This is a genomic window from Ramlibacter pinisoli (assembly GCF_009758015.1).
Taxonomy (GTDB): domain Bacteria; phylum Pseudomonadota; class Gammaproteobacteria; order Burkholderiales; family Burkholderiaceae_C; genus Ramlibacter; species Ramlibacter pinisoli.
Map to the genome: position 1 here is coordinate 59,483 of NZ_WSEL01000011.1, position 13,386 is coordinate 72,868.

The window sequence follows — 13,386 nt, forward strand, 5'->3', positions numbered from 1 at the left end:
CCGGCGTGATGCCGGGCTTCGTGGGGGTTGGGATTGTAGGTCGCGCGCGGGACACCCCGGCGCGCGGGCCGGCCCGGGCCTCTCAGCCGCGCATCAGGGCCTCGATCTCGGACGGCCGCACCGGCACGTCGCGCGTGATCAGCTCGCAGCCGCCGTCGGTGACGATGGCGTCGTCCTCGATCCGGATGCCGATGTGGTGGAAGCGCTCGGGCACGCCCTCGGCCGGCCGCACGTACAGCCCCGGCTCGATGGTCAGCACCATCCCCGGGCGCAGCACCCGGCTGGGGCGGTTCTTGATCACCTCGCCCGACAGCGGGTCCTGGCGCTCGCTCACCGCGCCGACCTCGGACGGCTCGACGTAGCTGCCGCAGTCGTGCACATCCATGCCCAGCCAGTGGCCGGTGCGGTGCATGTAGAACTGGAAGTAGGCCCGCTTCTCGATCACGTCGTCGACCCCGCCGACCTTGTCGCGATCGAGCAGGCCGACATCCAGCAGCCCCTGCGCCAGCACCTTCACGGTGGCGTCGTGCGGGTCGTTGAAGCGCGCGCCGGCCCGGGTGGCGGCCACCGCGGCCTCCTGCGAGGCCAGCACCAGCTCGTAGAGCTCGCGCTGGGGGCCGCTCCAGCGGCCGTCGGCCGGGAAGGTGCGGGTGATGTCGCTGGCATAGCTGTCCAGCTCGCAGCCGGCGTCGATCAGCACCAGCTCGCCGGCCCGCACCGGCGCCGCGTCGGCCCGGTAGTGAAGCACGCAGGCATTGGCGCCGGCCGCCACGATGGAGCTGTAGGCCGGGTACTGGGAGCCGCCGAGGCGGAACTCGTGCAGCAGCTCGGCGTCAAGGTGGTACTCGCGCACCTCGCGCCCCGCGCGCAGGCCGCGCGCCGCGTACTGCATGGCGCGCACGTGGGCACGGGCGCTGATGCCGGCGGCGCGCCGCATGATGTCCTGCTCGTGGGCGTCCTTGACCAGCCGCATCTCGTCCAGCACCGCGCACAGGTCGCGCTGCTGCTCGGGGCACAGGGCGCCGTAGCGCACCCGCGCGCGCACCTGGTTGAGCCAGCCGCCCACGCGCGCCTCCAGGCCGGCGTGGATGGCGAACGGGTACCAGACCGCGTCGCGGTTCTCCAGCAGCCGCGGCAGCCGCTGGCCGAGTTCGTCGATCGCGTGCGCCGCGTCCACCCCCAGCGCGGCGGGCGCCGCCTCCGGGCCGAGCCGGTAGCCGTCCCAGATCTCGCGCTCCAGGTCCTTGGGGGCGCAGAACAGGGTGCTGCGGCCATCGCCGGTGATCACCAGCCAGGCGTTCGGCTCGCTGAAGCCGGTCAGGTAGTAGAAGTAGCTGTCGTGCCGGTACAGGAAGTCGCTGTCGCGGTTGCGCGGCCGCTCGGGCGCGGTCGGGATCAGGGCGATGCCGTCGGCACCGATCTGGGCCGCCACGCGGGCGCGGCGGTCGGCATAGGGGGTGGTGCTCATGGTGTGTTGAGTTGGGCCAGGCGCTGCGGCGTCCCGACATCGGTCCAGGGGCCGGCGTAGAGCTCCGCGCTGACCAGCCCATTGTCCATCGCCTGCCGCAGCATGGGGGCCAGCGGCACTTTCAGGCCGTCCGGGTTGCCGGCCGGCAGGCTGGCGAAGAAGGCGCGCCGGTACAGGCCGATGGTGGAGTAGGTGTGGCGCGCCGCGCCGCCATTGCGCGCCAGCCCGTCCTGCAGGCCGAAGTCGCCGCCCGGGTTGTGCTGCGGGTTGGCCACCAGGTACAGGTGGGCCAGCTTGCCGCCGGCGGCGAAGGCCTGCAGCGCCGCGCGCGGGAAGGCGAAGCCCGGCACGTAGACGTCGCCGGCGACGACCCAGAAGACCTCGTCCAGCAGCGGCAGCGCGCGGGCGATGCCGCCGGCGGTCTCCAGCGCGCCGCCGAAGTCGCGCCCCTCGTGCGAGTAGTGCAGCTGCAGCGCACCGGCCGCCGGTCCGCAGCGCTGCTCGATCTGCTCGCCCAGCCAGGCGGTGTTGACCACGGCGTCGGCGTAGCCGGCCCGTGCCAGCGCCTCCAGGTGCCAGCCGATCAGGGGCCGGCCGCGCACCGCCAGCAGCGGCTTGGGACAGTGGTCGGTGAGGGGCCGCATGCGTTCGCCGCGGCCGGCGGCCAGCACCATGGCCTGCGCGGGTCCGCTCACTCGTCGCCTTCCCCGCGGTCCAGGGAACGCTGCTCGGTCCATTCGGGCTGGAAGCGCTGCACCAGCGCGAACATCAGCCCGCGCGCCTTGGCCGACAGGTCGCCATCGCCGTGCGACAGGTAGACGTCGATGCTGGCGCTGCGCTCGCCGGCGTGGGTGTGCAGGCACACGTGCGAACCGGTCAGCAGCAGGGCGGCGTCCAGGCCGTCGGCCGACGGCCGCACCAGGTCATGGCCGACCGGCAGCCCCACCGCCTCGGCGGCCTGTCGGCACCAGGGCCCGAGCTGGGTGGCGTCGTTCAGCCAGCGCGGCTCGCAGCGGCACTGGTACAGATCGGCGGTCAGGTGCAGGCCTCGCATCCCGGACACTGTAGACCATGGGGCGATGCGGCGGCCGCCGGACGGCCGGGACAGCCCAGCCGGTAAAATCTCGGGTTTTCCCGCAGCCCCCTCCCCCCATGTCCTCATTCCCTGCCGCCTCCCTGGCCGTGCCCACGCCTGCATCGAGCGCCGACGCCTCCCAGATGGCCAACGCGATCCGGGTCCTGTCGATGGACGCGGTGCAGCAGGCGAACTCCGGCCATCCCGGCGCGCCCATGGGCATGGCCGATATCGCCGTCGCGCTGTGGCACCGCCACCTGAAGCACAACCCCGCCGATCCGCACTGGTTCGACCGCGACCGCTTCGTGCTGTCCAACGGCCACGGCTCGATGCTGATCTATGCGCTGCTGCACCTGACCGGCTACGACCTGCCGCTGGAGGAGCTGAAGAAGTTCCGCAGCCTGCACAGCAAGACCGCCGGCCACCCCGAGGTGGGCGTCACACCCGGCGTGGAGACCACCACCGGCCCGCTCGGGCAGGGCCTCACCAACGCGGTCGGCATGGCGCTGGCCGAGAAGCTGCTGGCGACCGAGTTCAACCGCGACGGCCTGGCCATCGTCGACCACCACACCTACGTGTTCCTGGGCGACGGCTGCCTGATGGAAGGCATCAGCCACGAGGCCTGCGCGCTGGCCGGCGCCTGGAAGCTCAACAAGCTGGTCGCGGTCTACGACGACAACGGCATCTCCATCGACGGCCAGGTCACGCCCTGGTTCGTGGACGACACCCCGCGCCGCTTCCAGGCCTACGGCTGGAACGTCATCGGCCCGATCGACGGCCATGACACCGACACCGTCGACCGCGCCATCGCCGACGCCCGCCGCAGCGCCGACAAGCCGACCCTGATCGTCGCCAAGACCCAGATCGGCAAGGGCAGCCCGAACCGCGCCAACACCGCCAAGGCGCACGGCGAGGCGCTGGGGCTGGAGGAGGTCAAGCTCACCCGCGAGGCACTGGGCTGGCCGCACGAGCCGTTCGTGGTGCCGCCGCAGATCTACCAGGCCTGGGACGCCAAGGCCAGCGGCCGCACGGCCCAGGCCCAGTGGGAGGACCGCTTCGCCACCTACGAGGCCGCGCATCCGGAGCTGGCGGCCGAATTCCGCCGCCGCATGAAGGGCGAGCTGCCGCGCAACTTCGCCCAGGTGGCGGTCGACGCCGCGGTGGCGGCGCATGCCAAGGCCGAGACGGTGGCCACCCGCAAGGCCTCGCAGCTGGCGCTGGAGGCCTTCACCGCCGCCCTGCCCGAGCTGCTGGGCGGCAGCGCCGACCTCACCGGCTCCAACCTCACCAACACCAAGAGCACGCCGCCGCTGCGCATCGACCTGGCCGGCCACGTGAAGCTGACCGAGGGCCAGATCGGCCGCCACATCAACTACGGCGTGCGCGAGTTCGGCATGGCCGCGGTCATGAACGGACTGGCCCTGCACGGCGGCTACATCCCCTACGGCGGCACCTTCCTGACCTTCAGCGACTACAGCCGCAACGCGATCCGGATGGCGGCGCTGATGAAGCGGCGCGTCATCCACGTGTTCACCCACGACTCGATCGGGCTGGGCGAGGACGGTCCGACCCACCAGTCGGTCGAGCACGCCGCCAGCCTGCGCCTGATCCCCCACCTGGACGTCTGGCGTCCCTGCGACACCGCCGAGACCTCGGTGGCCTGGACGGTGGCGCTGCAGAACACCAGCCGCCCCACCGCCCTGCTGCTGTCGCGGCAGAACCTGCCGTACGCGCCCAAGGCCGGCCTGGAAGACATCAGCAAGGGCGGCTACGTGCTGGCCGAGCCGGGCGAGGTCGGCCTGCGGCACGGGCCCCAGGCGGTGCTCATCGCCACCGGCAGCGAGGTGCAGCTGGCGCTCAAGGCGCAGGAGCTGCTCGCGCAGCAGGACATCGCGGTGCGCGTCGTCTCGCTTCCCAGCACCACCACCTTCGACCGCCAGAGCGCCGCCTACAAGCAGGAAGTGCTGCCGGCCGGCATTCCGCGCATCGCGGTGGAGGCCGGCGTCACCGACTTCTGGTGGAAGTACGGCTGCGCCGCGGTGGTGGGCATCGACAGCTACGGCGAGTCGGCGCCGGCCAATGTGCTGTTCCAGCACTTCGGCTTCACGCCGCAGAACGTCGCCGACACGGTGCGCGCCGCGTTGTCGCGCTGAACGGGCCACCCGCGATGCCGCACGGCCCCGGCGCCTTGCGGCAAGATCGACTTTTCGGTTTTCTCATCCTTCGGAGCTTTTCATGACCATCAAGATCGGGATCAACGGGTTCGGCCGCATCGGCCGCATGGTGTTCCGCGCCGCGGTGCAGAACTTCCAGGACATCGAGGTGGTCGGCATCAACGACCTGCTCGAGCCGGACTACCTGGCCTACATGCTGCAGTACGACAGCGTCCACGGCCGCTTCGACGGCGACGTGGCCGTCGACGGCAACACGCTGGTGGTCAACGGCAAGCGCATCCGCCTGACGGCGGTGAAGGACCCGGCCGAGCTGAACTGGGGCGCCGTCGGCGCCGATGTGGTGGTCGAATCCACCGGCATCTTCCTGACCAAGGACGGGGCGCAGAAGCACATCACCGCCGGCGCCAGGAAGGTGATCATGTCGGCGCCGTCCAAGGACGACACGCCGATGTTCGTGTTCGGCGTCAACGACAAGACCTACAAGGGCGAGGCCATCATCTCCAACGCCTCCTGCACCACCAACTGCCTGGCGCCGCTGGCCAAGGTGCTGAACGACAAGTGGGGCATCAAGCGCGGCCTGATGACCACGGTGCACGCCGCCACCGCCACCCAGAAGACGGTCGACGGCCCGAGCAACAAGGACTGGCGCGGCGGCCGCGGCATCCTGGAGAACATCATCCCGTCCTCCACCGGCGCCGCCAAGGCCGTCGGCGTGGTCATTCCCGAGCTGAACAAGAAGCTCACCGGCATGGCCTTCCGCGTGCCGACCTCTGACGTCTCGGTGGTCGACCTCACCGTCGAGCTGGTCAAGGAAGCCACCTACAAGGACATCTGCGCCGAGTTCAAGGCGCAGTCGCAGGGCGCGCTCAAGGGCGTGCTGGGCTACACCGAGGACAAGGTGGTCGCCACCGACTTCCGCGGCGATCCGCGCACCTCGATCTTCGACGCCGAGGCCGGCATCGCGCTGGACGGCACCTTCGTCAAGCTGGTGAGCTGGTACGACAACGAGTGGGGCTACTCGAACAAGGTGCTCGAGATGTGCCGGGTGGTCAGCGCCCGCTGACCGCGACGGGCTTCGGCCCTCGTCCGATCGGATGAAAAACGCGCCCGCCGGGCGCGTTTTTCATGCGGACGCGCGTTGCGCCCGTCCGCTGCCGCCCCTAAGGTCGCCACTCCCTCGCGCGGCGCGGGGCGGCGGGGTGGCATGGTCGATCCGGTGTTCCGGCGCTGGCTCACGCACAGGAGCTGGGGCCTGATGGTGCGCTACTGCAAGGCGGTGGCCTGGCTGCTGCCGGTCGCCGCCATCGCCAAGGACGTGCCGCTGTGGCTGGCGCCCGACCCCGCGCAGCAGGCCCGGCTGGCCGGCCTGCTGGCCTGGCAGGCCGCCATCGGCGCCGCCGTCTACGGCGTGCTGCTGGCCGACCGGCTGCTGCCGCGGCTGCGCGGCCAGGAGCTGGCGCTGTCGCTGTTCTGCGGCCTGTTCATGGCCATCATCACCTGGGCCGGCGTCACCGGCGTGCGCACCCAGGGCACCGGGCTGGCCATCTACGCGGCCTGCAGCACCTTCATGGCCGCCGTCATCGCCACCCCGGTGCCGGTGCGCCGGCCGATGTACGTCGGCAGCCTGCTGGCGCTGGCCTGGGCCAAGGCCGACAGCGTGGCCAGCATCGAGGCGCTGGTGGGCTTCCTGGTCAACCCGTTCTGCGTCGTCATGCTGTGCCTGTGGCTGGACCGCTTCACCTACTCGCGCGACCTGGCGCTGTTCCGCGAGACCCAGCGCGCCGAGGCCGAGCGGGCCCGTGCCGACGAGGTGCTGGCCAATGCGCTGCCGCCGGCCGTCGCCGATGAACTCAAGCGCAGCGGCCGGGTGCCGGCGCGCAAGATCGCCAACCTGGGCGTGCTGTTCGCCGACCTGGTCGGCTTCACCCGCTACGCCAGCCAGCTGCCGCCGGAGGCCCTGGTGCTCACGCTGGACGGCGTGTTCTCCGCCTTCGACGCGCTGGTCGAGCAGCACGGGGTGGAGAAGATCAAGACCATCGGCGACGCCTACCTGGCGGTGGCCGAGGACGACCTGCCGGCCCTGTGCCGGCTGGCGCTGGCCATGCGCGAGGCGGTGGCGGCCTACAACCAGGCCAACGGCACCCGGCTGGCGATGCGCATCGGCCTGCACGCCGGACCGGCCGTGGCCGGCGTGCTGGGCACCAAACGCTTCCTGTACGACGTCTGGGGCGACACCGTCAACGTGGCCAGCCGCATCGAGGCGGCCGGCCGCGCCGGCGGCATCCTGGTGAGCGAGGCGGTGGTGCGCCAGGCCGGCCCGGACTTCCTGTTCGCCCCGCGCGGGCCGGTCGACCTGCAGGGCCGCGGCCGGCTGGCGACGGCCTGGCTGGTCGGGCCGCGGACGGCGACCACGCCGGCGGCGCCGATCCCGCACGCGCAGCGGGCGAACGCCGCGCCCACTGCGCGCGCCGTGCCGGCTGGCGCCGCGCCGCGGGTGCACGCGGCCTGAACCGCACGCCGCCGGTCGGGCGGCGCCGGCTCTTGGCACAGCCTTTGCGTCGAGGCTTGGATACAAGCTTGGATGCTCAGACATGGTGCAAGCCGTCCGGTCCCAGCCGACCTTCGAACCCGCCGCCGACGCCGACCCCGGCGCCGCCGCCTGGATCACCCGCCTGCCGCGGCCGCTGGCCGGCGCGCCGCGCGGCCCGCTGGCCGGCCTGCAGTTCGCGGCCAAGGACAACATCGACGTCGGCGGCGTCCCCACCACGGCCGGCTGCCCGGCGTTCGAGTACACGCCCGGCGAGCACGCCAGCGTCGTGCAGCGGCTGCTCGATGCCGGTGCGTCGGTGCTCGGCAAGACCAACCTCGACCAGTTCGCCTGCGGACTCAACGGCACCCGCTCGCCCTACGGCCCGGTGCCCAACGCGTTCGATCCGCGCTTCATCAGCGGCGGCTCCAGTTCCGGCTCGGCCCACGTGGTGGCTACCGGCCAGGCCGACTTCGCCCTCGGCACCGACACCGCCGGCTCCGGCCGCGTGCCGGCCGGCCTGAACAACATCGTCGGCCTCAAGCCCTCGCGCGGCCTCGTCAGCGCGCGCGGCGTGGTGCCGGCCGCGCAGAGCATCGACTGCGTGTCCATCTTCGCCGGCAGCGTCGGCCTGGCCGCGCGGGTGCTGGCCGCCGCCGCGGGGCCGGACCCGCTCGACCCCTATTCGCGCCGGCTGGCGCTGGCCGGCCGGCCCTATCCGGCCAGCTTCCGCTTCGGCGTGCCCGACGCCCTGCCGTTCTTCGGCGACCGGCTGGCCCGCGCCGCCTTCGAGCAGGCCATCGTGCGTCTGCGCCAGCTCGGCGGCACGCCGGTGCCGGTCGACCACGCGCCGCTGGCCAAGGCGGCCGAGCTGCTGTACGACAGCGCGCTGGTGGCCGAACGCTACGCCGCCATCCGCGGCTTCTTCGACGGCCGCGAGGACGCCGTGCTGGAGCCGGTGCGCAGCATCGTCGCCGGCGGCTGCGGCTACAGCGCGGCCGACTACTGCGAGGCCCAGACCCGCCTGCGCATCCTGGGCCAGGCGGCCGACCGCATGTGGGACCGCATCGACGTGCTGGTGGTGCCGACCACGCCGACCCACTACACGATCGCGCAGCTGCAGGCCGACCCCATCGCGCTCAACCGCAACCTGGGCGCCTACACCAACTTCGTCAACCTGCTCGACTACGCGGCGCTGGCGGTGCCCAGCAGCATCCGGCCCGACGGGCTGCCGTTCGGCATCACCTTCGTCGGCCGCTGCGGCAGCGACTGGCAGCTGGCCGACCTCGGCCAGCGCTACCACCACGCCACCGGCCTCACCCAGGGCGCCACCGGCCGCCCGCTGCCGGGCGCGGCAGCGATCGCCGGCCTGGCGCCGGCCGCCAGCGTGCAGCTGGCGGTGGTCGGCGCGCATCTCTCGGGCATGCCGCTGAACGGCCAGCTCACCGAGCGCGGGGCGCGCCTGCTGCGCGTCGCCGAGACCGCGCCCGACTACCGCCTGTATGCCCTGCCCGACACCACGCCGGCCAAGCCGGGGCTGGTGCGGGTGGCCGCCGGCGGCGGCGCCCCGATCGCGCTCGAACTCTGGGAGATGCCGCTGGAGCACTACGGCTCCTTCGTCGCCGCCATCCCGGCGCCGCTGGGCATCGGCACGCTGCGGCTGGCCGACGGCAGCGCCGTGCAGGGCTTCGTCTGCGAAGCCGCCGCGCTGGCCGGCGCCCAGGACATCACGCACCACGGTGGCTGGCGCGCCTACATGGCCGCGCTGGCCGCCACCCCGGCATCTGCCCGCCGACCCGCGCCAGGAGCAACCTGATGACCATCCTGAACGTGGTGCGGCTACTGGGCGACCGGGTGCTGGTGATGGACCGGGGCCGCGGTCGAGAGCGGCCCGGCCGACGCTGTGTTGGCCCCGCCGCGCCATCCCTGCAGCCGCGCGCTGGTGGCGTCCATCCCGGGCTCGGCGCGCGCCGCCCGGGCCGCCAGACGGCCTGCCACCGCACCGATTCCCTTCCCGCCTTCTGACCATGGATGAAACCCAAGCCCTGACCTACGTGCAAGCCACCGCCCGGGCGATCGGGCTGCCGCTCGACGAGGCGCGCGCCCGCGCCGTGGCGCTGCACTTCGCCCGCAGCGTGGCCATCGCCCGCGTGCTCGACACCGCGCCGCTGGCCCCCGAGGGCGAGCTGGCCGAGATCTACCGCCCGGCGCCGTTCCCGGCCCAGGACGAATGAAGACCGCGCCGCTGCTGCGGGCCATCGCCACCGGCGCGCTGTCGGCGCGCGAGGCCTGCGAGGGCGCGCTGGAGCGCATCGAGGCGAGCGATGGCCGCGTCAACGCCTTCACCACCCGCACCGCCGCGCGGGCCCGGCGCGAGGCCGATGCCGTCGATGTCCGGCGCGCCCGCGGCGAGGCCCTGCCGCCGCTGGCCGGGCTGCCGTACGCGGTGAAGAACCTGTTCGACATCGAGGGCGTCACCACCCTGGCCGGCTCCAGGATCAACCGCGAGCTGCCAGCGGCGCGCGCCGACGCGGTGCTGGTGCAGCGGCTGCGCGCGGCCGGTGCGGTGCTGGTCGGCGCGCTCAACATGGACGAGTACGCCTACGGCTTCACCACCGAGAACAGTCACTACGGCCCGGCGCGCAATCCGCACGACGCAGCGCGCATCGCCGGCGGCTCCTCGGGCGGCTCCGGCGCCGCCGTGGCGGCCGGACAGGTGCCGCTGACGCTGGGCTCCGACACCAACGGCTCGATCCGGGTGCCGGCCTCGCTGTGCGGCGTCTGGGGCCTCAAGCCCACCTTCGGCCGGCTGTCGCGCCGCGGCAGCTACCCGTTCGTCCACAGCCTGGACCACCTGGGCCCGCTGGCCGACAGCGTCGAGGCGCTGGCGCTGGCCTACGACGCCCTGCAGGGACCCGACCCGCTCGACCCCGGCTGCCAGGCGCTGCGCGTGCAGCCGGTCGCCGGCGCGCTGGCACAGGGCGTGCAGGGGCTGCGCATCGGCGTGCTGGGCGGCTACTTCGACGAGCTGGCCACGCCGCCGGCACGGGCGGCGGTGGCGGCGGCGGCGCAGGCGCTCGGCGCCGCCGACCAGGTGGCCTGGCCCGACCCGGCCCTGGCGCGCGCCGCTGCGTTCCTGGTCACGGCCAGCGAGGGCGGCAGCCTGCACCGGCAGGACCTGGCCAGCCGGCCGCAGGACTTCGAGCCGCTGTCGGTCGACCGCTTCCTCGCCGGGCTGCTGCAGCCGGCCGACTGGTACCTGCGGGCGCAGCGGTTCCGCCGCATCTACCGCGACCGGGTCAACGCGCTGTTCCAGCACTGGGATGTGCTGCTGTGCGCGGCGACGCCGGTGCCGGCGCCGGCGATCGGCACCGAGTGGCTGGACCTCAATGGCCAGCAGCACCCCAGCCGCCCGGCCATGGGCCTGCTGACCCAGCCGATCTCGTTCGCCGGCTGCCCGGTCGTCGCCGCGCCGCTGTGGCCGGCCGGCGCCGGCGGCCTGCCGCTCGGCGTGCAGCTGATCGCGGCGCCGTGGAAGGAGTCGCTCGCGCTGCGGGCGGCCCATGTGTTGCAACAGGCCGGCGTGGCCGGCACGAAGGAGGTGCAGTGGTGATGGCGATCAATTTGCCGCCGGTCGTGGCCGAGGTCACGGCGCAGTTCGAGCGCTACGAGAAGGCGCTCACCGGCAACGACGTGGCGGTGCTCGACGAGCTGTTCTGGGACAGCCCGCTCACCCTGCGCTACGGCGCCGGCGAGAACCTGTACGGCAGTGCCGAGATCCAGGCCTTCCGCGCCGGCCGCCCGGCCCAGGGCCTGGAACGCGAGGTGCTGCGCACGGTGATCACCACCTACGGCCTGGACTTCGCCACGGCCAACATCGAGTTCCGCCGCGCCGGCAGCGCCCGGACCGGCCGCCAGAGCCAGACCTGGGTGCGCATGCCCGAGGGCTGGCGCGTCGTGGCCGCCCACGTCAGCCTGCTGCAGGCCTGAGCATGGCGACATCCACCGCCTTCCGGCGCCGGCTGCTGCTCGCGGCGGCCGCGGCCACCGTCGCCGCGCCGCGCCTGGCCTCCGCGCAGGCCGGCTGGCCGGCGCGGCCGGTGCGGCTGGTCATCCCGTTCCCGGCCGGCGGCGCCACCGACTACGCCGCCCGTGCCATCGGCGGCGCCCTGGCCGAACGCTGGGGCCAGCCGGTGGTGTTCGAGAACCGGGCCGGTGCCGGCTCCACCATCGGCACCGAGGCGGGTGCGCGCAGCACGCCGGACGGCGCGACCCTGGTGATGGGCATCCCGGCCGGGGTGACGATCGCGCCGCACATCTATCCGAAGCTCGGCTACGACCCGCTGCAGGACCTGGTGCCGGTGGCGGGCTTCGCCACCTCGCCGCTGGTGCTGGTGGTGCCCGCCGAGTCGCCGTTGCGCACCTTCGCCGACCTGGTGGCGCACGCCAGGGCCCATCCCGGCGCGCTGGGCTATGCGTCCAACGGCAGCGGCTCGCTGCCGCACCTGGCGACCGAGTGGTTCCTGAGCCAGGCCGGGCTCCGGATGCAGCACGTGCCGTACCGCGGCAGCGCCCAGGCCCTGCCGGACCTGATCTCCGGCCGCATCCAGCTGATGATGGACATCATCGTCTCGTCGCTCCCGCTGATCGAGGGCGGCAGGCTGCGCGTGCTGGCCGTGACCGGCGCCCAGCCGACCACCCGGCTGCCGGGCGTGCCGACCGTCGCCAGCCTGGGCTACCCGGGCTTCGCCGCCGACCAGTGGTACGGGCTGTTCTTTCCCAGGGGCACGCCCGAGGCCATCGTGCGCAAGGCCGAGGCCGATGTCGCGGCCGCCGGCGCCGACACCCGCCTGCGCGGCCAGATGTGGCAGCGCGGCGCCGAGATCCGCATCCTGCCCGCGCGTCCCTTCGCCGCCATGGTGCGGGCGGACTGGGAGCGCTGGGGCGCGATCGCCAAGGCCACGGGGGCGCGGGCCGAGCAGTGACGGCGCCCCGATCCACGACCTCTCCCAGTCCACCCACGTTGGAGTTGCCATGACCTTCGCTTCCACCCGCCGCGGCACGCTCAAGTCACTCGCCGCCCTGGGCGCCGCCGGCCTCGCGCCGGCCGCCTTCGCCCAGAAGCCGATCACCGTCGGCGTCATCTACGTCGGCCCGCGCGACGACTACGGCTACAACCAGGCCCAGGCCGAGGCGGCCGCGGCGCTGAAGAAGATGGCCGGCGTGAAGGTGGTCGAGGAGGAGAACGTGCCCGAGACCGCCGCGGTGCAGAAGACCATGGCCGGGATGGTCGCGCAGGACGGCGCGTCGCTGCTGTTCCCGACCTCGTTCGGCTACTTCGACCCGCACATGCTGGCGGTGGCGGCGAAGAACCCGCAGGTGCGCTTCGCCCACTGCGGCGGCATGTGGACCGAGGGCAAGCACCCGACGAACACGGCCAGCTACTTCGGCTACATCGACGAGTGCCAGTACCTCAACGGCGTGATCGCCGGCCACATGAGCAAGACCGGCAAGCTCGGCTTCGTGGCCGCCAAGCCGATCCCGCAGGTGCTGCGCAACATCAACGCCTTCACCATGGGCGCGCGCGCGGTCAAGCCGACCCTCACCACCCAGGTGATCTTCACCGGCGACTGGTCGATGCCGGTCAAGGAGGCCGAGGCCACCAACAGCCTGGCCGACCAGGGCGTGGACGTGTTCACCATGCACGTCGACGGCCCCAAGGTCATCGTCGAGACCGCCGCCAGGCGCGGCAAGATGGTCTGCGGCTACCACGCCAGCCAGGCCAGGCTGGCGCCGCAGGCCTACCTGACCGGGGCCGAGTGGAACTGGCTCACCGCCTACACCAGGTTCATCGAGGCGGCGCGGGGCGGCAAGCCGCACCCGAACTTCGTGCGCGGCGGCCTGAAGGACGGCTTCGTGAAGATGTCGGCCTACGGCCCGGCCGTCAGCGAGGCGGCGAAGAAGCAGGCCGACGGCATCAAGGCGCAGATGCTGGCCGGCAAGTTCGACATCTTCCAGGGCGGCCTGAAGGACAACAAGGGCGCGGTCGTCATCCCGCCCGGCAAGTCGCTGGTGCAGACCGACCTCGAGCTGGAGAAGATGAACTACCTGGTGGAAGGCGTGGTCGGTTCGCTCTGACGCC

General features: G+C 73.0%; 13 protein-coding genes. 10 read left to right on the forward strand and 3 right to left on the reverse strand.

Features of this window, described 5'->3' with window-relative positions; all coding sequences use genetic code 11:
* Positions 1 to 82 precede the first annotated feature (82 nt).
* The 3 genes from GON04_RS25450 to speD are packed head-to-tail and all read right to left on the reverse strand — an operon-like array spanning position 83 to position 2,522.
* Complete coding sequence (locus tag GON04_RS25450; protein ID WP_157400928.1) at positions 83 to 1,468, reverse strand: aminopeptidase P N-terminal domain-containing protein; 1,386 nt, start codon at positions 1,466 to 1,468, stop codon at positions 83 to 85.
* Positions 1,465 to 2,142: an N-acetylmuramate alpha-1-phosphate uridylyltransferase MurU gene (gene murU / locus GON04_RS25455; RefSeq protein ID WP_157401114.1), complete on the reverse strand. Its 678-nt coding sequence runs from the start codon at positions 2,140 to 2,142 to the stop codon at positions 1,465 to 1,467. The genes GON04_RS25450 and murU overlap by 4 nt, the downstream gene beginning before the upstream one ends.
* A gap of 17 nt (positions 2,143 to 2,159) precedes the next feature.
* Entirely contained in the window at positions 2,160 to 2,522 is a 363-nt protein-coding gene (gene speD, locus GON04_RS25460) for an S-adenosylmethionine decarboxylase (protein ID WP_157400929.1), read from the reverse strand.
* Positions 2,523 to 2,620: 98 nt separating this feature from the next.
* On the opposite strand from speD, the gene tkt reads away from it, so the two are divergent.
* The 10 genes from tkt to GON04_RS25510 all read left to right on the forward strand — a co-directional run bounded on the left by tkt (position 2,621) and on the right by GON04_RS25510 (position 13,382).
* The gene (gene tkt / locus GON04_RS25465) at positions 2,621 to 4,696 is read left to right on the forward strand and encodes a transketolase (protein ID WP_157400930.1); all 2,076 of its coding nucleotides are present in this window, start codon (positions 2,621 to 2,623) and stop codon (positions 4,694 to 4,696) included.
* 82 nt (positions 4,697 to 4,778) lie between these two features.
* Complete coding sequence (gene gap, locus GON04_RS25470) at positions 4,779 to 5,780, forward strand: type I glyceraldehyde-3-phosphate dehydrogenase (RefSeq protein WP_157400931.1); 1,002 nt, start codon at positions 4,779 to 4,781, stop codon at positions 5,778 to 5,780.
* A gap of 141 nt (positions 5,781 to 5,921) precedes the next feature.
* Positions 5,922 to 7,226 carry an adenylate/guanylate cyclase domain-containing protein gene (locus GON04_RS25475; protein ID WP_157400932.1) on the forward strand — a complete coding sequence of 435 codons (1,305 nt, stop codon included), beginning with the start codon at positions 5,922 to 5,924 and terminating at the stop codon, positions 7,224 to 7,226.
* An 82-nt stretch (positions 7,227 to 7,308) separates the two neighbouring features.
* A complete protein-coding gene (atzF, locus tag GON04_RS25480; RefSeq protein ID WP_157400933.1) occupies positions 7,309 to 9,060 on the forward strand; it encodes an allophanate hydrolase in 1,752 nt (583 codons plus the stop codon).
* Positions 9,060 to 9,269, forward strand: coding sequence for a hypothetical protein (locus GON04_RS25485; protein WP_157400934.1), 210 nt, complete (start codon positions 9,060 to 9,062; stop codon positions 9,267 to 9,269). Before atzF ends, GON04_RS25485 begins: the two co-directional genes overlap by 1 nt.
* A 2-nt stretch (positions 9,270 to 9,271) precedes the next feature.
* On the forward strand, positions 9,272 to 9,478 hold the full coding sequence (locus tag GON04_RS25490; protein WP_157400935.1) for a DUF4089 domain-containing protein: 207 nt from the start codon (positions 9,272 to 9,274) through the stop codon (positions 9,476 to 9,478).
* Positions 9,475 to 10,857: an AtzE family amidohydrolase gene (locus GON04_RS25495; RefSeq protein ID WP_157400936.1), complete on the forward strand. Its 1,383-nt coding sequence runs from the start codon at positions 9,475 to 9,477 to the stop codon at positions 10,855 to 10,857. Before GON04_RS25490 ends, GON04_RS25495 begins: the two co-directional genes overlap by 4 nt.
* Positions 10,857 to 11,234: an oxalurate catabolism protein HpxZ gene (gene hpxZ / locus GON04_RS25500; RefSeq protein WP_157400937.1), complete on the forward strand. Its 378-nt coding sequence runs from the start codon at positions 10,857 to 10,859 to the stop codon at positions 11,232 to 11,234. Before GON04_RS25495 ends, hpxZ begins: the two co-directional genes overlap by 1 nt.
* A gap of 2 nt (positions 11,235 to 11,236) precedes the next feature.
* Entirely contained in the window at positions 11,237 to 12,229 is a 993-nt protein-coding gene (locus GON04_RS25505; protein WP_157400938.1) for a Bug family tripartite tricarboxylate transporter substrate binding protein, read from the forward strand.
* 49 nt (positions 12,230 to 12,278) lie between these two features.
* Entirely contained in the window at positions 12,279 to 13,382 is a 1,104-nt protein-coding gene (locus GON04_RS25510; protein WP_157400939.1) for a BMP family ABC transporter substrate-binding protein, read from the forward strand.
* Positions 13,383 to 13,386 lie beyond the last annotated feature (4 nt).